General features: G+C 70.5%; 18 protein-coding genes. 4 read left to right on the forward strand and 14 right to left on the reverse strand.

Features of this window, described 5'->3' with window-relative positions; all coding sequences use genetic code 11:
• Positions 1-89: 89 nt before the first annotated feature.
• From galE to ACZ6KO_RS11475, 8 genes are all read right to left on the reverse strand, one after another.
• Positions 90-1,085 carry a UDP-glucose 4-epimerase GalE gene (gene galE, locus ACZ6KO_RS11440; RefSeq protein WP_469303081.1) on the reverse strand — a complete coding sequence of 332 codons (996 nt, stop codon included), beginning with the start codon at positions 1,083-1,085 and terminating at the stop codon, positions 90-92.
• Between the two features lie 24 nt (positions 1,086-1,109).
• Positions 1,110-2,720, reverse strand: coding sequence for a glycosyltransferase (locus ACZ6KO_RS11445; protein ID WP_469303084.1), 1,611 nt, complete (start codon positions 2,718-2,720; stop codon positions 1,110-1,112).
• 66 nt (positions 2,721-2,786) lie between these two features.
• Positions 2,787-4,232, reverse strand: coding sequence for a GTPase ObgE (gene obgE, locus ACZ6KO_RS11450; RefSeq protein WP_469303085.1), 1,446 nt, complete (start codon positions 4,230-4,232; stop codon positions 2,787-2,789).
• 131 nt (positions 4,233-4,363) lie between these two features.
• On the reverse strand, positions 4,364-4,618 hold the full coding sequence (gene rpmA, locus ACZ6KO_RS11455; protein ID WP_007264038.1) for a 50S ribosomal protein L27: 255 nt from the start codon (positions 4,616-4,618) through the stop codon (positions 4,364-4,366).
• Between the two features lie 13 nt (positions 4,619-4,631).
• On the reverse strand, positions 4,632-4,952 hold the full coding sequence (gene rplU / locus ACZ6KO_RS11460; RefSeq protein ID WP_045947825.1) for a 50S ribosomal protein L21: 321 nt from the start codon (positions 4,950-4,952) through the stop codon (positions 4,632-4,634).
• A 293-nt stretch (positions 4,953-5,245) separates the two neighbouring features.
• Positions 5,246-8,959 carry an Rne/Rng family ribonuclease gene (locus ACZ6KO_RS11465; RefSeq protein WP_469303087.1) on the reverse strand — a complete coding sequence of 1,238 codons (3,714 nt, stop codon included), beginning with the start codon at positions 8,957-8,959 and terminating at the stop codon, positions 5,246-5,248.
• A 236-nt stretch (positions 8,960-9,195) separates the two neighbouring features.
• Positions 9,196-9,972 (reverse strand): TIGR03936 family radical SAM-associated protein, encoded by a 777-nt coding sequence (locus ACZ6KO_RS11470; protein WP_469303089.1) that lies wholly within the window; start codon positions 9,970-9,972, stop codon positions 9,196-9,198.
• An 85-nt stretch (positions 9,973-10,057) separates the two neighbouring features.
• Positions 10,058-11,029, reverse strand: coding sequence for a hypothetical protein (locus ACZ6KO_RS11475; RefSeq protein ID WP_469303092.1), 972 nt, complete (start codon positions 11,027-11,029; stop codon positions 10,058-10,060).
• 219 nt (positions 11,030-11,248) lie between these two features.
• On the opposite strand from ACZ6KO_RS11475, the gene ACZ6KO_RS11480 reads away from it, so the two are divergent.
• The 4 genes from ACZ6KO_RS11480 (at position 11,249) to ACZ6KO_RS11495 (ending at position 15,639) form a co-directional block, all read left to right on the forward strand.
• Positions 11,249-12,823 (forward strand): recombinase family protein, encoded by a 1,575-nt coding sequence (locus ACZ6KO_RS11480; RefSeq protein WP_469303094.1) that lies wholly within the window; start codon positions 11,249-11,251, stop codon positions 12,821-12,823.
• Between the two features lie 471 nt (positions 12,824-13,294).
• On the forward strand, positions 13,295-13,582 hold the full coding sequence (locus ACZ6KO_RS11485) for a hypothetical protein (RefSeq protein ID WP_469303098.1): 288 nt from the start codon (positions 13,295-13,297) through the stop codon (positions 13,580-13,582).
• A 758-nt stretch (positions 13,583-14,340) separates the two neighbouring features.
• On the forward strand, positions 14,341-14,916 hold the full coding sequence (locus ACZ6KO_RS11490) for a hypothetical protein (protein WP_469303101.1): 576 nt from the start codon (positions 14,341-14,343) through the stop codon (positions 14,914-14,916).
• Between the two features lie 108 nt (positions 14,917-15,024).
• Positions 15,025-15,639, forward strand: a complete 615-nt coding sequence (locus ACZ6KO_RS11495; protein WP_469303878.1) for a recombinase family protein — start codon at positions 15,025-15,027, stop codon at positions 15,637-15,639.
• Positions 15,640-15,742: 103 nt separating this feature from the next.
• Here ACZ6KO_RS11495 and ACZ6KO_RS11500 read toward each other — a convergent pair whose 3' ends face one another.
• From ACZ6KO_RS11500 to ACZ6KO_RS11525, 6 genes are all read right to left on the reverse strand, one after another.
• The gene (locus tag ACZ6KO_RS11500) at positions 15,743-15,964 is read right to left on the reverse strand and encodes a DUF7848 domain-containing protein (protein ID WP_469303104.1); all 222 of its coding nucleotides are present in this window, start codon (positions 15,962-15,964) and stop codon (positions 15,743-15,745) included.
• A gap of 295 nt (positions 15,965-16,259) precedes the next feature.
• Positions 16,260-17,093, reverse strand: coding sequence for a helix-turn-helix domain-containing protein (locus ACZ6KO_RS11505; protein WP_469303106.1), 834 nt, complete (start codon positions 17,091-17,093; stop codon positions 16,260-16,262).
• On the reverse strand, positions 17,090-17,587 hold the full coding sequence (locus tag ACZ6KO_RS11510; protein WP_469303108.1) for a DUF6879 family protein: 498 nt from the start codon (positions 17,585-17,587) through the stop codon (positions 17,090-17,092). Before ACZ6KO_RS11510 ends, ACZ6KO_RS11505 begins: the two co-directional genes overlap by 4 nt.
• Positions 17,571-17,780, reverse strand: coding sequence for a hypothetical protein (locus tag ACZ6KO_RS11515; protein WP_469303110.1), 210 nt, complete (start codon positions 17,778-17,780; stop codon positions 17,571-17,573). Before ACZ6KO_RS11515 ends, ACZ6KO_RS11510 begins: the two co-directional genes overlap by 17 nt.
• A gap of 166 nt (positions 17,781-17,946) precedes the next feature.
• Positions 17,947-18,108: a hypothetical protein gene (locus ACZ6KO_RS11520; RefSeq protein ID WP_469303113.1), complete on the reverse strand. Its 162-nt coding sequence runs from the start codon at positions 18,106-18,108 to the stop codon at positions 17,947-17,949.
• A 29-nt stretch (positions 18,109-18,137) separates the two neighbouring features.
• On the reverse strand, positions 18,138-20,063 hold the full coding sequence (locus ACZ6KO_RS11525; RefSeq protein ID WP_469303116.1) for a TIGR03960 family B12-binding radical SAM protein: 1,926 nt from the start codon (positions 20,061-20,063) through the stop codon (positions 18,138-18,140).
• Between the last annotated feature and the right edge of the window lie 18 nt (positions 20,064-20,081).

Consider the following 20,081-nt stretch of genomic DNA (forward strand, 5'->3'; position numbering starts at 1 on the left):
GTGACATGACCGAAGCCGCCCGCCCCGGATTCCTCCGGAGCGGGCGGCTTCGTTCATGCGTAAGTGCTGCGGTACGGCGGGCGCGCCGGTCAGCGCTCGTGCGGCACGGCCGCGCGGTTCGCCTGCCAGCCCGCCCACGCCGAGGTGATCATCTCGCGGACGTCGTGGCGGGCCTTCCAGCCCAGCTCGGCGTGGATCCGGTCGGCGGAGGCGACCACCTTCGCCGGGTCGCCGGGGCGGCGCGGGGTGACCACCGGCTCGTGGGTGTGCCCGCTGATCTCGTTCATCAGATCGGTCATCTCACGCACGGAGACGCCCTCGCCGCGGCCGATGTTGACGGTGAGGTCCCGGTACTCGCCGGCCGCCGCCCACTGGGCGAGCTTGCGCGCGGCGACCACGTGGGCCTCGGCCAGGTCCTCGACGTGGATGTAGTCGCGGATGCACGTGCCGTCCGGGGTCGGGTAGTCGTCGCCGAAGATCCGCGCGCCCTCGCCCTTGTCGTAGCGCTCGAAGACCATCGGGACCAGGTTGAAGACACCGGTGTCGGCGAGCTCGGGGGTCGCGGCGCCCGCCACGTTGAAGTAGCGCAGGCAGGCGGTGGCGATGCCGTGCGCCTTGCCCGCCGCGCGGATCAGCCACTCGCCGGCCAGCTTGGTCTCGCCGTACGGGCTGAGCGGCGCGGCCGGGGTGTCCTCGGTGACCAGGTCCACGTCCGGCATGCCGTACACGGACGCCGAGGAGGAGAACAGGACGTTGCGGATGCCGGCCCGGGCCACCGCGCCCAGCAGGACCTGAAGGCCCTCCACGTTCTCGTGGTAGTAGAACAGCGGCTTCTCGACGGACTCGCCGACCTGCTTCTTGCCCGCCAGGTGCACCACACCGGTGATCTTGTGGTGCCTGATGGTCTCGTCCAGGATCAGCCGGTCCAGGACCGAGCCGACCACCAGCGGGACGCCCTCCGGGACGCGGTCCTCGTTGCCCGTGGACAGGTCGTCCAGGACGACGACCTTCTCCCCTGCGAGCAGCATCGCGCGGACGACATGCGCGCCGATGTAACCGGCGCCACCGGTGATCAGAAAGGTCATGTGCATCTCCCTTGGTGCTTGTGGCTAGCGGGACCGGCGGCCCATACGGGCACGGCCGAGACGGTTGCGTACGAGGTTGGCGGCGCCCTGCGCGCCGGGCGCGAGCCGCAGCGCGAGCGATCCGGCGGCCGTCCGGTACGGCTGTGCCAGCAGCACACCGTACCGGCTGCTGGGCAGCGCCCGGCGCCGCAGCAGGGAACCCAGGGGGCGCAGGGAGGTGAACAGGGAGCTCCCGTCGGAGAACTCCACGCCCACCCGGACGTCCCAGGCCTGCATGCCGCGCAGGCCGCGGCGGCGGCCGGTGGCGGCGAGGCCCGGGAGGCGGAAGGGCAGCTCGGCGACCCAGGTGCCCGTGTCCTCGCTCCCGGGGCGCAGGGGCACGGGCTCGGTGGCGACGGGCTCGCCGCCGGTGCGGGGCAGGAACGTCAGCGTGACGGTGCGGGGGCCGGCGGCGGCCAGGCGCCCGTACAGATCGTGCACGCGGACCCGGATCCGGGGGCCGCCGGCCGGTTCGGCGTCGACGGTGACGGGCAGCTCGGCGACCGGGAGCTCCGCCAGCCCGTCGAGTTCGACGGGCAGCTGCTCACTCCACACCGGCACGCCGTCGGCGTCGGCGTACGGGGGCAGCAGGCGCGGCGGCTGCGCGGCGAAACGGGTCAGGCGGGCGACGTCGGCGGGCGGCGTGGCGCTGGCGCGCAGCACCCGCACGATCCAGCGGGCCCCGGCCTCGGCGGCCTCGACGGCCGCGTCGTCGAAGGTGGCGAGGTAGTCGCGGGTGAGGGTCCACCAGGCGGCCCGGTAGTCGGGGTCGTCGCCGAGTTCGCGCAGGTACATGGGCAGGTCGTAGTCGAGGAACTTGACCTGGCAGGCGTGGCCGAGGTCGGCCGAGGAGGCGCCGAGGATCTCGGCGGCGCGGCGGTGGGCCTCGATACGGGCGCGCCAGTTGCCGACGTCCTTGCGGTCCAGCGAGATCGAGACCTGGGCGGCGCTGCGGCGTACGTGCCAGACGTAGACGAGGTCGTCGACGGCGGCGATGCGCGGGGCGGCCGCCAGCACCCGCGCGGTGAACACGAAGTCCTCGTAGACGAACCGGCCGTCGGGGAAGCGGATGCCGTGCTCGTCGAGGAAGGCGCGCTCGTACAGCTTGTTGACGCACAGGGTGTCGCGGACGAGGTCCGGCCGGTCGGCCGGGCGCTCGATCACGTCGCCCCCGGTGTGCAGGCCCGGCATCCACGGCACGTCGTTGCCCTGCGGCAGCTCGCGGCGTACGCACGCGCCGACGGTGACCGGGGCCTTCGCCCGCACGGCGGCGGCCAGCAGGGCCTCGGCCGCGCCGGCGGGCAGGACGTCGTCACTGTCGAGGAAGAGGACGTACGGAGCGGTCGCCGCCGCGATGCCGTCGTTGCGGGGCGTGCCGCAGCCACCGCTGTTCTCCGAGCGGTGGATCACCTTCAGGCGCGGGTGGGCGGCGGCCAGGGCGTCGAGCACCTCGGCGGTGCCGTCGGTGGACTGGTCGTTCACCGCGACGACCTCGCTGACGACCGGGCCCTGGGCGAGGGCCGACGAGACGGCCTCGCCCACGAGCCCGGCGTCGTTGTACGCGATCACGACGACGCTGACACGTGGGTTGTTCACCAAACGGATCCTACGGGAGCCGGATGGACGCCCGTCCCGGGGTCGCGCCGGTCGCGGCGGGCACGGTCAGAACGGGCGGAACTCGTCGTACTCGCGCTGGGCGGCGTCGCCGCGCTGGGCTTCCTTCTCCTTGCGGCGCTGGGTGGCCGGGCGCGGGGCGTCCAGGCGGTGGTCCTCACCACGGCGGCCCAGCATCTCGGCACCGGCCATCATGGTCGGCTCCCAGTCGAAGACGACCGCGTTCTCGTCGGGACCGATGGCCACGCCGTCGCCCGCGCGGGCACCGGCCTTCATCAGCGCGTCCTCGACACCGAGGCGGTTGAGGCGGTCGGCGAGGTAGCCCACGGCCTCGTCGTTGTTGAAGTCCGTCTGGCGCACCCAGCGCTCCGGCTTCTCGCCGCGCACGCGGTACAGGTCCTCGGCCTCGTCGTAGGTGACGGTGAAACCGGTGTCGTCCACGGCCTTGGGGCGGATGACGATGCGGGTCGCCTCCTCCTTCGGCTTGCGGGCGCGGGCCTTCGCGACGATCTCGGCGAGCGCGAAGGACAGCTCCTTCAGGCCCGTACGGGCGACCGCGGAGACCTCGAAGACCTTGTAGCCGCGCTCCTCGAGCTCCGGCCGGATCATCTCGGCGAGGTCCTTGCCGTCGGGGATGTCGACCTTGTTCAGGACGACCAGGCGCGGGCGCTTCTCCAGGCCGCCGCCGTACTGCCGCAGCTCCTCCTCGATGACGTCGAGGTCGGAGACGGGGTCGCGGTCGGACTCCAGGGTGGCGGTGTCCAGGACGTGCACGAGGACCGAGCAGCGCTCGACGTGGCGCAGGAACTCCAGGCCCAGGCCACGCCCCTGGCTGGCACCGGGGATCAGGCCGGGGACGTCGGCGATGGTGTAGACGGTCGAACCGGCCGTGACCACGCCGAGGTTGGGGACCAGGGTGGTGAAGGGGTAGTCGGCGATCTTCGGCTTGGCGGCGGAGAGCACCGAGATCAGCGAGGACTTGCCGGCGCTCGGGTAGCCGACCAGCGCCACGTCGGCGACGGTCTTGAGCTCCAGGACGATGTCGCCCATGTCGCCGGGCTCACCCAGGAGGGCGAAGCCGGGGGCCTTGCGGCGGGCCGAGGCCAGCGCGGCGTTGCCCAGGCCTCCGCGGCCGCCCTGCGCGGCGACGTACGTCGTGCCCTCGCCGACGAGGTCGGCGAGCACGTTGCCCTGCTTGTCGAGGACGACGGTGCCGTCGGGGACGGTGAGGACCAGGTCCTGGCCGTCCTTGCCGGAGCGGTTGCCGCCCTCGCCGGGCTTGCCGTTGGTGGCCTTGCGGTGCGGGCTGTGGTGGTACTCCAGCAGGGTGGTGATCGACTGGTCGACGACCAGGATCACATCGCCGCCACGGCCGCCGTTGCCGCCGTCGGGGCCGCCGAGCGGCTTGAACTTCTCCCGGTGCACGGAGGCGCAGCCGTGGCCTCCGTTACCCGCGGCGACGTGCAGCTCGACGCGGTCCACGAAGGTGGTCATGGTTGTTCCTCCAGAGATGTACGGAAAAGTTCTGTGCGCTACAGCCTGTGTAACGCGCCGAGGGCGGACCCGCTTCCCGGCATGCGCCGGGAAGACAGAGATCCGCCCTCAGAAAGTTACGAACGCCTTGTTCAGGCGGCCGGAACGATGTTCACGACCTTGCGGCCACGGTGGGTGCCGAACTGCACCGCACCGGGAAGCAGGGCGAACAGGGTGTCGTCGCCACCACGGCCGACGCCGGCGCCCGGGTGGAAGTGGGTGCCGCGCTGGCGGACGAGGATCTCACCAGCGGAAACGACCTGACCGCCGAAGCGCTTCACGCCGAGCCGCTGGGCATTGGAGTCGCGACCGTTCCGGGTGGACGATGCGCCCTTCTTGTGTGCCATTGCTCAGTCCCTCTTACTTCGCAGCCGTCGGAATGCCGGTGACCTTGATCGCCGTGTACTGCTGGCGGTGACCCTGGCGACGGCGGTAGCCGGTCTTGTTCTTGTAGCGCAGGATGTCGATCTTGGCGCCCTTGTGGTGGTCCACGACCTCGGCCTGGACCTTGATGCCCGCCAGGACCCACGGGTCGCTGGTCACAGCGTCGCCGTCGACAACGAGCAGGGTCGAGAGCTCGACCGTGTCGCCAACCTTGGCAGTGGAAATCTTGTCAACCTCAACGATGTCGCCGACAGCAACCTTGTGCTGGCGACCACCGCTGCGCACGATGGCGTACACGCGGATCTCTCTCTCGCTCGAAAATCGGGAACCCCTGAAGCCAGCCGACCCCGCCGGAACGCAGGCGGCCTCCCCCGCGCCGTGAAGCCCGGGAGGTGAGGTGCTCAGGAGCTGGCGTGCACGTAGACACGCCGACGGTCTAGGTTACGGGGTGCCCTTGACAGGGTCAAACCGGCCCCCTCCGCCGGCCAGGGCAGTCCTGTCCGGCCGTCCCATCTGGCTGTCCCGTCACACACGACGGCCCTGTCCGGCACCGAGGCGGTGCCGGACAGGGCCGTACGGGGCGACCTGGGTCAGGAGGCGTCGGCAGGGGCCGAGACGGACGGAGCGCTCTGCTCCGCCGCCGCGGTCTTCTTCGTCGCCTTCTTGGCCGTGGTCTTCTTCGCCGTCGTCTTCTTGGCGACGGCCTTCTTCGCGGTCGTCGTCTTCTTGGCGGCGGCCTTCTTCGCCGGGGCCTTCTTGGCGGCCGTCTTACGGACCGCCTTCTTGGCCGGAGCTGCCTCCTCGGCGGCCTCCGCCTCGGCGACAGGCTCCGCCGGGGCCTCGGACGCCGTGGCCGGCTCCGGGGACTCGACGACCACGACGGCGGCCTCGGCGCCGGCCGGGGAACCGGCGGGCGCGGTGGCCTTGCGGGTCGCCCGGCGGCGCGGGCGCGCCGGGGCGGCGTCCGCGACCGGCTCGGGCTCGGCGGCCGGTGCCTCGGCCGTGACCTCGACCTCGGGCTCGGGCTCGGTCGCGACCGGGGCCGGGGCCTCGGTCACGATCTCCACCGGGGCCTCGTCGGCCTGCTTGGGCGAGCCCGCCGGAGCCGTGGCCTTACGGGTGGCCCGGCGACGGGTACGGCCCGTGGGCGCGGCCTCCTCGACCGTCTCCACGGCCTCGGGAGCCGGGGCCAGCACGGTGTCCGCGGGCTCGGTGACCGGCTCGGCCTCGACGGCCTCGACCTCGACCACCTCGGCGGCCGGGGCCGCCGCCGGAGCCTGCGCCGGCACCTGGGCGGCGGCACGCGGGGCACCCGCCGGAGCGGTCGCCTTGCGCGTGGCGCGGCGGCGGCTGCGGCGCGGGCTCAGCCCCGCCGCGGCCTCGGCCTCGGCGGCGCTGCTGTACAGCTCCTCGTCCGGGACGAACGACGGCTCCGGCAGCGCGACCGGCTCGGCGATCTCCGCCTCGACCTCGGCGGCCGTCTCCACGGCCACCGTCTCGACGGCCTCGGTCTCGTGGTCGTGCTCGTGGCCACGGCCGCCGCGCTTCTTGGCGCGCTTGCCGTTGCCCCCGCCACCGGCGGCCGCCGGCTGCTCCATGTGCACGATCACACCGCGGCCGTTGCAGTGGACGCAGTTCTCGGAGAAGGACTCCAGCAGACCCTGGCCCACCCGCTTGCGGGTCATCTGGACCAGGCCCAGCGAGGTGACCTCGGCCACCTGGTGCTTCGTACGGTCGCGGCCCAGGCACTCCAGCATGCGCCGCAGCACGAGGTCGCGGTTGGACTCCAGGACCATGTCGATGAAGTCGATGACGACGATGCCGCCGAGGTCGCGCAGCCGCAGCTGGCGCACGATCTCCTCGGCCGCCTCCAGGTTGTTCCGGGTGACGGTCTCCTCGAGGTTGCCGCCCTGACCGGTGAACTTGCCGGTGTTGACGTCGATGACGACCATCGCCTCGGTCTTGTCGATCACGAGGGAGCCGCCGGAGGGCAGCCACACCTTGCGGTCGAGCGCCTTGGCGAGCTGCTCGTCGATCCGGTACGTCGCGAAGACGTCGACCTCGGAGGTCCAGCGCGACAGCCGGTCCGCGAGGTCCGGCGCGACGTGCGAGACGTAGCCGTGGATGGTCTCCCACGCCTCGTCACCGCTGACGATGACCTTGGAGAAGTCCTCGTTGAAGATGTCGCGGACGACCCGGACGGTCATGTCCGGCTCGCCGTAGAGCAGGCTCGGCGACGAGGTCGAGATCTGCTTGGACTTCTTCTGGATGTCCTCCCACTGGGCCTGCAGACGCTCGACGTCGCGGCGCAGCTCGTCCTCGCTCGCACCCTCGGCGGCGGTGCGCACGATGACGCCCGCGTCCTCGGGGACGATCTTCTTGAGGATGGTCTTCAGACGCGCGCGCTCGGTGTCGGGCAGCTTGCGGCTGATGCCGGTCATCGAGCCCTCGGGCACGTAGACCAGGTAGCGGCCGGGCAGCGAGACCTGGCTGGTCAGGCGAGCACCCTTGTGACCGATCGGGTCCTTGGTGACCTGCACCAGGACCGACTGGCCGGACTTCAGGGCGGACTCGATGCGGCGCGGCCCGTTGGCCATGCCGAGCGCCTCGAAGTTGACCTCACCGGCGTACAGGACGGCGTTGCGGCCCTTGCCGATGTCGATGAAGGCGGCCTCCATCGACGGCAGCACGTTCTGGACCTTGCCCAGGTAGACGTTGCCGACGTACGAGGTGGCCTGCTCCTTGTTGACGTAGTGCTCGACGAGCACGTTGTCCTCGAGGACGCCGATCTGGGTGCGCTCGCCGTTCTGGCGGACGACCATGACGCGCTCGACGGCCTCGCGGCGGGCCAGGAACTCGGCCTCGGTGATGATCGGGACGCGGCGGCGGCCCTGCTCGCGGCCTTCGCGGCGGCGCTGCTTCTTGGCCTCCAGGCGGGTGGAGCCCTTGATGGACTGCACCTCGTCGGACGGCTCGGCCTTCTCCCGGGCCGGGCGCGGCTCGCGCACCTTGACGACCGTACGGACGCCGTCCTCGTCACCGGCGGCGGCCTCGGTGTCGGCGGTGTCACCGGAACGCCGGCGGCGGCGACGGCGACGGCGGCTGGAGCTGGAACCGAGGGCGGCGCCCTCGTCGGACTCCTCCTCGTCCTCCTCGGCTTCGGCGGCGGCCTGCTCGGCCTCCTCCGCCTCGTCCTCGGCGCCCTCCTCCAGCTCGGCGGCCTCGCCCCGGCGGCGACGGCGGCCACCACGGCGACGGCGGCGCGAGGGACGCTCGCCCGCCTCGTCGGTGTCCTCGTCCTCCAGCTCGGCGGCCTCGGCCTCGACCTCGGCCTCGACCTCGGCGGTCTCGACCTCGGGCTCGTCGGCGACCGGCTCGACCGCCTCGACGGGGACGGCACCGCCACGGCGGCGACGGCGGCGGGCGGCCGGCTGCGGGGCCTCGACCACGGTCTCCTCGACCTCGGTCTCCTCCTCCTCGGCCTCCTCGACCTGGGCGGCGCGCAGGCGCGCGGCGGCGGTCTCCGGGGTCTGGAACATGGGCTCGGTGAAGACCGGGGCCTGGAACACGGCGACGGCGGGACGCGCGGCGCGGCGGGCACGGGCGGGCGCCGGGGTCTCCTCGGCGACCGGGGCCGGCGTCTGCGGGGCGGCGGACGCGGTGGAACGGGTGGCCCGGCGGCGGGCGCGGCCCTTCGGCGCGTCCACGGCGTCGGCGACCGTCACGGCCTTCGCGGCGGCCCGGGAGGCCTCCTTCGGCTCTTCCTTCGGCTCTTCGACGACCTCGGCCTCGGCGGTCCCGGCCTCGACCTCGGCGGCGGGCGCGGCGACGGCGCGGGTGGCACGGCGGCGCGTACGGGCCGGAGCGGCAGCCGGAGCGGCCTCCTCGACGACGGCCGGAGCCTCGGCAACCGGCGCCTCGACGACCTCGGCGGCCGGGGCGGCCTCGGCGACCGGAGCGGCCGTGGCACGGGTGGCACGGCGGCGGGTACGGGCGGGCGCGGCGGCCGGAGCGGCCTCGACGACCTCGGCGACCGGAGCGGCCTCGACGACCTCGGCGGCCGGAGCGGCCTCGGCGACCGGAGCGGCCGCGGCACGGGTGGCACGACGGCGCGTACGGGCCGGAGCGGCAGCCGGAGCCGCCTCCTCGACCACGGCCGGAGCCTCGGCGACCGGAGCCTCGACGGCCTCGGTCACCGGAGCAGTCGCGCCGGGCGGGCCCGCCGGACGGGACGCCGCGCGGCGGCGCCGCCGCGGCGGCAGGTTGTCGCTGGGGGTGGTGTCTACGTTGTCGTTCGTGGGCATGCGGGTGGTTCTCCCGTCACGCTCCCGGGCGCCGCGGCTGACATCCGGTCCGGCACGGCTCCGCGTCATGAGCGCGGAGCCGGCCTCCGGGGCGCGTGCACCTCACGGGAGCTGTAGTCCAAGGCCGCCGGTTCCGTACGAGCTGTCGTACGGCCTGACGGAAGTCTTCAGGTCAGTGCGCTGCCCGACCCAGGTGGCTCCCGAGTGCCAGGGCGGCGCGTCGACGACTGTCGTCCCTACGCGGGACCGCCCGGCGCCTTCGCGTCGGCCGTCACGGCGGCCGTTTGTGGAGCGGCCGTGTCAGCGTCGCGGTCGGGCGCGAGCGGGTCGGTCACCGTGCCGGACTCCTCGTCGAAGAGCCCCTGCGCCAGCCTGGTCACCGCAGCGGGGACCGGCGGCGCCAGGTCGGCCACAGCTCGGAGACCGGACAGGACGTCGTCGGGTCGCACGGCAGGTGTCACGTGCCGAACAACCAGGCGCAGTATCGCACAGGCTTTGTCCGCCGGCCTATCAACCGGGGCCGGAAGTGCTTCGAGGCTGACCACGGCCTCGCGGGTGTCGAACGTACGGATGCCGTTCTTGGTCTTGCGCTGCACCTCCACGGTCTCCGCGGCCAGGAAGGTCTCCGCCGCGCGCCCGGCCTCGGCGAGCTCCACGCCTTCCAGGCGCAGCTCCCAGATCGAGGCGGTCAGCCGGTCGGCGAGACCGGAGGTGCGGACCTCGACGGCGTCGACGATGTCGAGGCCGTCCGGCAGCGACTCGTCGAGCAGCTGCCGCAGCTTCTCCGGGTCGCGGGAAGCCGTGAGGGCGATCTCCAGGTACTCGGCCTCGCTGCCGGTACCGGTCGGGGCGGCGTTCGCGTAGCTGACCTTCGGGTGCGGGGTGAAGCCCGCGGAGTAGGCCATCGGCACCTCGGCGCGGCGCAGGGCCCGCTCGAAGGCACGCTGGAAGTCTCGGTGGCTGGTGAACCGGAGGCGGCCGCGCTTGGTGTAGCGCAGTCGGATGCGCTGCACCGCCGGTGCCGGCGGCGGGCCTTCGGGCTGTCGCTTGCCCAGTGGTTCTTCTCCTTGTGCGGGGCGCGAGCGCTCAGGCTCCGCCCTATGACGTCTTTCGCAGCTGGGGCGGCTCCGGGGCCGCGCCGACGGCTGTCGTACGACCCAGAGTACGCGCCCGTGACCTCGCCGGTTCCCGGACGGGCGCTCCGAAGAGCGCCCGGCGCACCTCCGCGCGCACCTCGCGGACCGTGGTGCGCACCGTCCGCCACACCGCGCGCACGGCGTGTCCGACCGGGGTGAGCACGTGCCGGTACAGCCGGGTCGCGGGCCACCCGATCAGCACCCAGCCGACCAGTCGCAGGGCCCGCCACAGCGCCCGCAGGATCCGCCCGGCGACGTGCCAGGCCCAGACCAGGAGCTGCCCGACGGGCGTGAGCACGTACCGGTACAGCGGCCGCAGCAGGTAGCGGTGCACGGCGCGGGCGACGGGTGTCACCACGTAACGCCACAGACCCACCCAGGGCCACACGAACAGGCTCATGACGAGCATCCGGACCACCCACACCAGGGCGGTTCCGACGGGCACGAGCACATACGTGTACGCCGCCCCGGCCAGCCACACCACGGCCCGGCCGACCGGTGCGAGGAGGTACCGGAGGACCAGCCCGCCGCACCGGCCGGCGGCGACGGCGAGCGGGTGCAGCAGGTACCGGTGGAGGAAGCGGCCGACCGGCGCGAGCAGGTAGGCGTACGCCGCCCCGCCCAGCCACCCGACGGCGCGGCCGGCCGGCAGGAGCACGAACCGCCACAGCCCCACCCAGGGCCACACGAGCACCAGCTTCAGCAGGGTGACCGCGACCCACGCCAGCGCCCGCGCCACCGGAACGATGACGTACGTGTACAGCGGCCGCAGCACGTACCGGTGCACCGCCCGCCCCACCGGCGCGAGGACGTACGCGTACAACGGCCCCAGCACGTGCCGGTGCACCGCCCGCGCGGCGGTGACCAGCAGGTCCCACAGCAGCCGCACGGGCAGGACGACGAGGACCGCCACGATCTTCACGGGCACTCGCACGACCCGGACCAACAAGCCTTCTTCCATGCGGGTAGAGACGCGCACGGGCCCCCCACCGTTGCAGGTGGGGGGCCCGTGGATGCGGCGGGGGCGCGGCCGGCGGCTACTTCACGACCGACAGCGGCAGCAGCTTCTTGCCCGTCGGACCGATCTGGATGTGCGTGTCCATCTGCGGCCATAGAAAGACAGCTCCACATCCACCGTGTACGCTCCGCGCCCATGAAGACGTACGACATCGAGAGCGAGTGGACCGCCTCGGACCTGGCCCTCCTGGAGGACCTGGAACGGGCGGAGTCCCTGCTCCCCGAGGACGCTCCGCGCGCACTCCTCTCCGTCCGCCTGTCCGTACTTACGGAAGACACCACCTCCCCGGTCCGACAGGAGCTCGACCTCCGTCTCCTGGCCAGAGAGAAGGGGTATCGCGTCGTCGGCGTCGCCTCCGACCTCAACGTGTCGGCGACGAAGGTTCCGCCGTGGAAGCGGAAGGAGCTCGGAGAGTGGCTCAACAACCGGGCTCCGGAGTTCGATGCGCTGCTCTTCTGGAAGCTCGACCGCTTCATCCGTCGTATGACGGACCTGTCCACGATGATCGAGTGGTGCGAGCGGTACGGGAAAAACCTCGTATCGAAGAACGACGCGATCGACCTCAGCACGACCGTGGGCCGGATCATGGTCACGCTCATCGGCGGTATCGCCGAGATCGAGGCAGCCAACACGTCGACCCGCGTCACGTCGCTGTGGGACTACGCGCGCACTCAGGACTCATGGCTCGTCGGGAAGCCGACGTACGGGTACGTCACGACGAAGGTGGACGGCAAGCCGGCACTCGCCATCGAGCCGAACGCGCACAAGGCACTGCACTGGGCCCGGCGCATGGCGCTCCGGGGTGTGTCCGCCCGACGCATGGCCCTCTGCCTCGTCCGCTCCGGACTCATGTCGGCAGGACTCACCACGTCGACTCTTCTCCGACGTCTTCGAAACCCCGCACTCATGGGCTATCGAGTCGAGGAGGACAAGCAGGGCGGGAAGCGACGGAGCAGGCTCGTCCTCGGCAACGACGGCAAGCCGATACGGGTCGGCCCTCGGATCTTCACCGAGGAGGAGTTCGAGACCCTGCAAGCGGCACTCGACCGCCGGGGCAAGAACCAGCCCACCCGACAGACGGGCGGAGCGACACAGTTCCTGGGAGTCCTGATCTGTGTCGACTGCTCGACCAACATGACCGTGCAGAAGAACATGAGCAACGGCCGGAGCTACACCTACCTACGCTGCGGCAAGTGCAAGGGCGGCGGCCTCGGCGCACCCAACCCGCAGGACGTGTACGACGTCCTCGTGGGCGACGTGCTGCGCATCCTCGGTGACTTCCCCGTCCAGGTCCGGGAGTACGCGAAGGGAGCCGAGGCACGCGCCGAAGTGAAACGGCTCGAAGACGCCATCTCCTATTACATGGCGGAGCTCGAACCAGACGGCCGTTTCTCGAAGACGCGGTTCACTCGCGAGCGAGCAGAGAAGACGCTCGACAAGCTCACGGAAGAGCTGAACGCCATCGATCCCGAGACCACGCAAGACCGTTGGGTCCTCGTGCACAACGGCAAGACCTTCTGGGAGACATGGGAGGCGGGCGGCATGGAGGCCATGGCCGAGGACCTGCGCCGGGTGGGCGTCACGTGCGAGGTGACCCGTACGAAGGTGAAGGGGGTACGCGCCCCGTCCGTACACCTGCGACTGAAGATCCCGCGCGACGTCCGCGAGCGCCTGGTCATCAAGGGCGACGACTTCGCCGCAAGGCTCTGAGGAGGGAGTGGGGGACAGACGTCTCCGGGCGGCTCGGCCAGCCAGGCCCGGAGATGTCCCAGCTTGACGGCCCGCCCGGGCTCCGGATAAGAAGACTCTCCCGCTCCTTCTGGGAGCGGACACCGTAGCTCCCGCCGTTCAGCGGCGGTAGAGCTGGCCACTCCGTGAGGGGCCGCGATCCCGAGGGGCTCGCAGGGACGTCGAGGACATCCCGAAGCGCAGGACGGTGCTGCGCGACTTCCACCCAACGCTGAGGCGCGGCTCCGTGCTGCCCTCCGCCAGCGCCAGGAGTCGCCAGCCCTTGAGCATCACGATCGAAGTCGTCTGGACCTGCGAGGTCTGTGCGTCGCCCCTTGTCGACAACGAAGCGCACGACTGCGGCCTCTCCCCGCAGGAAGTGGGTAGCCGGTGACTATTAGCTTCGGCCATAACCGCCCGTGGGGCGGCGTCTCCCAGCACGAGTACCGGCGCATGGCGCAGCACCCCGGGCACCCGCTCGCCTACCGCGTCCACTTCGCCGCCATCGGATGGGCCGACCGGCAAGGACACGCAGGATTCGGGCCCGGCCGGCTGGCCGCACTGCTGGGCAAGGAGGGAAAGTCGCTGTCCGACCAGAGCACCCGCAACGCGGTGGCCCCCGCAAAGGAGCTGGACCTTGTGTCGCCCCGTTCCGGGGCCGCCTGTCTCGTCCTTCCTCCCCACCTGTTCCAGAAGGGCAAGGGTGCGCCAGTCTCCTGCCGCCTCCATCAGGACCGCTGACTACATGCCGGGCGTGTACTCAGAGCACGTCTGGCGTGTAGCGACATAGCACCTGACCTGTGGAAACGTTCGTGTCCTCTCTTATCTATTTTGCCTAGTACAGTGCGGCTCCTGTCGGGGCCGACCGAAGGAGGCAGCCAGGCTCAACGGCAAGCGGGAGCGGCAGAGGGCGGCCTACCGGCCGCCACAGTCGCAAGCGGTCTGCGGCAGTGCGGCCCCGGAAGGGGCCGACAGGAGGAAGCCGGCAAGACCAAGGGGGCGCTGCCGCGCCCCACTGCCCTAGCCGTAAGACCTCATTCCTTGCAGCCTTCCGCCGCTGCCAGTAAGGGCAGGGCAAGGCTGTGACCAGGTCATACGCTCCCCGCCGTGGCAGTCTGCGGGCAGGGCGGACGGACCCTGAAACCGTGGCGGAATCTTGGCTGCTAAGACATGGCGGTCGAGCAAGGGCCCTTCAGGGGGTCATACCCCACCCCCTTGCCGTTGCTGATGGGGCTCGTTGAAAAATCCCCACCCCTCGCTCGGGGATGGGACAGACCTGCTCGCTGAGATTCCTCACCCTCGTCGGGCTGGCCAGCGACGGAGCGACGCACCTGTGGAATCGCCCGTCAGCCAGCCGTCGCGTGGGCGCCGGAAGCCGTCGCCGGAGGCGACCGCTGAGTTCACCAGTCTGGCCGCGCCCGGCGGCACCCGGCAGTCTGCTGGTCGGCGATTGACATGATGAGCGGCGGCAAGTCTCAGGTGTCTCCAAAGGGGCGACTATGGCGTTCAACACCGAAGCCGATTTCGGAGTCGCAGAACGGGACGAGTGGTCGTATGCGCCGGCTGTCGGCATCGGACCGCTCCGGTTCGGTATGACCGTCGACGAAGTGGTCGAGGCGGCTGAGATACTCGGCCGGACGAAGGTCAGCGATTGTGCACGGGACCACGCGATCTTCTCGCCGACTTGGAAGGTCGAGGTCCACCGTCGCGGGGTGGCTCCTTCTCCACCTGCAGTCACAACCTATGTGAGCCAAGCTGTGGGGCTGTTCTGCATCGCTGCCGACGCCGTGTACGGTCCCCAGGTCGTACACGACGGAATTCCGCTGGTCGGGAGAGACCTGTCGGAGCTGGAGAGCGACGCCATCGCGTATGCCGAGGCAATGGACGTGCACTTTCGCTACACGCCCGAGGGCTTTGCAGGACCGGATGATCCCGGGGTCGTCATGCGCGGGCAACCAGTCGGGCCGGTCCTCCGATCGCGTCCGTTGTTCATGGTGACGCGCGACGGCGCGAATACCGAATGGGATTCGATGCCCTCCGAGGAGTACGGCATCAACGGTCAGTCCACGGCCTGACGTGGTGCGACTCATGATGAGGGGTGGAGGAGATACGCCACCTGCCAGGTCATCGGATACGCCCGCGTCTCCACCGACGACCAGGAAGCGCAGCTTCAGCGCGACGCGCTGACAGGCGCAGGGCGCGCCCGCATCTTCGAGGACAAGGCCAGCGGCAAGAACACCAACCGGCCGGAACTGACGGCCGCACTGGACTACGCCCGACCGGGCGACGTCCTGTGCGTGTGGAAGCTTGACCGGCTCGGTCGGTCGCTCATCGACCTTGTGTCCATCGTCGACGGCCTGCGCGAGCACGGCATAGGTTTCCGCGTGCTCGACGGTGCGCTCTCCTCCGTCGACACCACGTCGGCCGACGGCCGCCTGTTCTTCCAGATCATCGCGGCCATGGCGGAGTTCGAGCGGTCGCTCATCAAGGACCGCACGCGGGCGGGACTGGAAGCGGCCAAGGCGCAGGGCCGTACCGGCGGCCGGCCGTCTGTGGTGGACGAGGATGTACTCACCGTGGCCCGCGCCAGGAGGGCAAAGGGAGAGAGCGTCAGCGCCATCGCTAAGGCCCTCGGCGTCTCGCGAGCCAACGCTCTACCGGCGACTGGGAGAGAACGCCTGAGGCTGGCGCACAGCAGCTCGGACAGGCCTTCGGCTCTACGCCGGGGTCCGTTGTCGTACGTGGGCGAACAACGCTGTCTGCCTTCAGCGATGCTGGCCCCTGTCGACCACGGGTGAGCCGACAGGGGCCAACACAGGGGCGCGTGTCGCTCACACTGCGCCCCTTCCAGCGCACCTCTGGTCTGTGTTGCTCGCCGCCTCTCAGCGCCGGGGGTCTGTCCTACTCGGCCCGCACCACCATGGCGAACGACGTGCAGATCCGCCGGAAGCCGCGATGGTTGCTCAGGCCGGTGTGGCTCATGCACTCGACGTCGACCGCCGCTCTGTCCGGCGACGGATCCGCCTTCCACTTGCAGTGCAGGCACTCCGCCTCATAGGTCACGTCCGTGTCCGGATGCTGCGTAATCCGGTGCATCACGAACCGCAGGACCGCGTGCGCCATCAGCGCCCCCGATGTTCGTTCCGGAGATGAGCCCGGAGGGACACGTTCACGTCCGAAGCCTTCGAGTAGTCGCCCACCGAGGTGGCGTTCGCTCTGCTCACCGCGAAGCCGAGGCACTCACGACAACCCGACACGGGGTCCGGAGGTGGAGACGGAAGGGACAGGTGTACCGGTCCGGTCATGGTGGTCTGCTCGCTGCTCATCTCGTACGCCTCCCGTGCGTTCTCCGATGGCACGGCATCCTTGCCCGCTGACCGGGGGCGATTCGAGGTTCAGTCGCGTACTGGACTAAAGATCAGGAACGGAACGCCGTCGACCACTCGGCCAGCCGTTCCCGCGCGTCTTCGCCGAAGAGGGCGTGTTCGTCGTAACCGGCGAATTCATCAAGGTACATCCGGACGTCTCGCGGGTCGCGGAACACCATCACCCCGGCCGTCGTCTCCACCGTGGCCAACCGCTCGTCGTACACGGTGAACGTGTTCAGCGGACACCCCGGCAGGCGCGTTTCGATCGGGAGCACACCAAGACGCACGTTCGGCAGGTGGGTCAGCGAGGCCAGCCGGTCGAGCTGTACGGCCATGGCATCCGGGGAGACGAACGGGGAGCGTGCCGCCTGCTCGGTGACGATGAAGGTGAACTTCTTCCGGCGGTCGTACAGGATCTCCTGTCGCTCCAGCTTCCTCGCCACGGCCTTGCTGTGGTCTCCGGGGATGTGAGCGAGGCTGGCCCTGACGTACTCCGGGGTGGAGAGCAAGGCCGTGAGCATCGAGAGCAGGAAGAACCGGAACTCCGTCGAAGACGCTTCGAGCCCAGCCAGCTCAAGCTGTTTCTTGTCCAGGCCCTTCCGTCGCAACGACCGGGCGTCCTGCCACTCCGTAGCGGCGATGCGGGCCAGCGCGGACACCTCCGCGACCAAGGCCGGCGGAGCGTCCAAAGCCCTGAGGATGCGTTCTAGGTCCACCAGGGACGGCCGCACCTTCCCGCTCTCGATCCGGCTCACCTTGGACTGCGACATGTTGCAGCGCGCGGCAAGCCGGTCCCCGGAGAGACCGGCCTGCTTCCGCAGCTTGCGCAGTGTCGCGGCGAGTTCCTGAGAGGACTGGCCGAGCTGCTCGGGCTCGAACGTCACTCGCTCACGTACTCCAGGAACGGGACCGATTCCGCAATGGCGATGCGCTGGTATTCGAGGAACGGGGCGGGGGCACCCTCGAACAGCTCCCGCTCGATCTGCGTACCGTCGGCCTCGTACTTCATGAGCACGACCGTCGAGCGGTCGAACATCCAGAAGTCCTGGACGTCGGGGAGCGGGTTCGGCCGGTCGGTGATGTCGAGGATGCGGATGTCCTCGCCCGCCGGGGCCTGGTGCTGGTAGTACCGCTCGAACTCGAACCGCAGATAGTCCGTGAGGGGCCGGGTGACGATGTGGACGCGGCCCACGCTGCGGGTGCGGACCATGACCGTCCACGCGTCCTCGTACGGTCCGGGGAAGCGGGCCCCCGCCTTGAAGGCGGCGAACTCTTCCGCTTCCTGTGGCACGAGGTACTGCGGCAGGGTCTCCAGCCGCCAGGCTTCGGTCTGGAACGTCTCGAACTTGTCCGCCCAGGCTTCACCATCCAAGAGCACGGACGGCCTCCCTCAGGACTTCCTCGGGGATCTCCACGAGCCCTTCTCCGGCGGGCGGGGTGAAGGCGGCGGACACGTCGCCCTGGACGACGAACGAGCCGGAGGCGGTGCGGTAGACATTCGGGCAGTCCCCCTGCCCGCAGTTGCCGCCGTTGGTGTTACCGGTGAGCCGTGTGAGTTCTTCGCGCGCCATGCTGAACCCCCTCTTGCGAGCCCTCTGCGGGCCGGTCGCCACGACCGTACGAGCGGGGTGGATGTGCCGTCTATGCGGAAACGCGACTATGCGCGTTGTCGCATAAACAGGACCCCAGGAACGCCGAGAGGCGCCCGGACCGGATCGTCCGAACGCCTCTCGTCGTCTACACCCACTCGACCGCCGAGACGATGCCCGAGTCCCGCCGAGGGGTGGGGAGCGGCGTGCGCCGCTCAGGGCGGGAAGCCTGCTCGCGCTCCTTCGCTCCGAGGCCACGGAGGGCTTCGACGCGGTCCGCCTCGGGTACTTCGGCAAGCGCCTCAGCCATCCGCTGGATGGCATCGCCGCTGGTCACGGCTACTTCTTGACCGTGAGCGGGAGCAGCTTCTTGCCCGTGGGGCCGATTTGTATGGCCGTGTCCATCTGCGGGCAGACGCCGCAGTCGAAGCACGGGGTCCAGCGGCAGTCCTCGACCTCGGTCTCGTCGAGGGCGTCCTGCCAGTCCTCCCAGAGCCAGTCCTTGTCGAGGCCGGAGTCCAGGTGGTCCCAGGGCAGGACCTCTTCGTACGTGCGCTCGCGGGTGGTGTACCAGGCCACGTCCACGCCGTACTCGGGGAGCGTCTTCTCGGCGGCGCGCATCCAGCGGTCGTAGCTGAAGTGCTCGCGCCAGCCGTCGAAGCGGCCGCCGTCCTCGTAGACGGCGCGGATGACGTCGCCGATGCGGCGGTCGCCGCGCGAGAGGAGGCCCTCGACGATGCCGGGCTTGCCGTCGTGGTAGCGGAAGCCGATGGAGCGGCCGTACTTCTTGTCACCGCGGATCTTGTCGCGCAGCTTCTCCAGGCGCGCGTCCGTCTCCTCGGCCGACAGCTGCGGGGCCCACTGGAAGGGGGTGTGCGGCTTGGGGACGAAACCGCCGATGGAGACGGTGCAGCGGATGTCGTTCTGGCCGGAGACCTCGCGCCCCTTGGCGATGACGTTGACCGCCATGTCGCCGATCTGGAGCACGTCCTCGTCGGTCTCGGTGGGCAGGCCGCACATGAAGTACAGCTTCACCTGGCGCCAGCCGTTCCCGTAGGCCGTGGCGACCGTACGGATCAGGTCCTCCTCCGAGACCATCTTGTTGATGACCTTGCGCATGCGCTCGGAGCCGCCCTCGGGGGCGAAGGTCAGACCGGAGCGGCGGCCGTTGCGGGTCAGCTCGTTGGCCAGGTCGACGTTGAAGGCGTCCACGCGGGTGGAGGGGAGGGACAGGCCCACCTTGTCCTCCTCGTAGCGGTCCGCCAGGCCCTTGGCGATGTCCGCGATCTCCGTGTGGTCCGCGGAGGACAGGGAGAGCAGGCCCACCTCTTCGAAGCCGGTGGCCTTCAGGCCCTTCTCGACCATGTCGCCGATGCCGGTGATGCTTCGCTCCCGCACGGGGCGCGTGATCATGCCGGCCTGGCAGAAACGGCAGCCGCGGGTGCAGCCGCGGAAGATCTCCACCGACATCCGCTCGTGGACGGTCTCGGCGAGCGGCACGAGGGGCTGCTTGGGGTAGGGCCACTCGTCGAGGTCCATGACGGTGTGCTTGCTGACCCGCCACGGGACGCCGGAGCGGTTGGGCACGACGCGGCCGATGCGGCCGTCCGCCAGGTACTCGACGTCGTAGAAGCGCGGGATGTAGACCGCGCCGGTCTTGGCCAGGCGCAGCAGGACCTCGTCGCGGCCGCCGGGCCGGCCCTCGGCCTTCCAGCCGCGGATGATCTCGGTCATGTCGAGGACGGCCTGCTCGCCGTCGCCGATGATCGCCGCGTCGATGAAGTCCGCGATCGGCTCCGGGTTGAACGCGGCGTGGCCGCCGGCCAGGACGATCGGGTGGTCGACGGTGCGGTCCTTGGACTCCAGCGGGATGCCCGCCAGGTCCAGGGCGGTGAGCATGTTCGTGTAGCCCAGCTCCGTGGAGAAGGACAGGCCGAACACGTCGAAGGCGCCGACCGGGCGGTGCGAGTCCACCGTGAACTGGGGGACCTGGTGCTCGCGCATCAGGGCCTCCAGGTCGGGCCACACGCTGTAGGTGCGCTCGGCGAGGACGCCTTCGCGCTCGTTCAGTACCTCGTACAGGATCATGACGCCCTGGTTGGGCAGCCCGACCTCGTACGCGTCCGGGTACATGAGCGCCCAGCGGACCTCCGCGCTCTCCCAGGGCTTGACGGTGGAGTTGAGCTCACCGCCGACGTACTGGATGGGCTTCTGCACATGCGGGAGCAGAGCTTCGAGCTGTGGGAAGACCGACTCGGACATCACGCGACTTTCGTGAAGCGG

Source organism: Streptomyces sp. NPDC042102, from assembly GCF_055582305.1.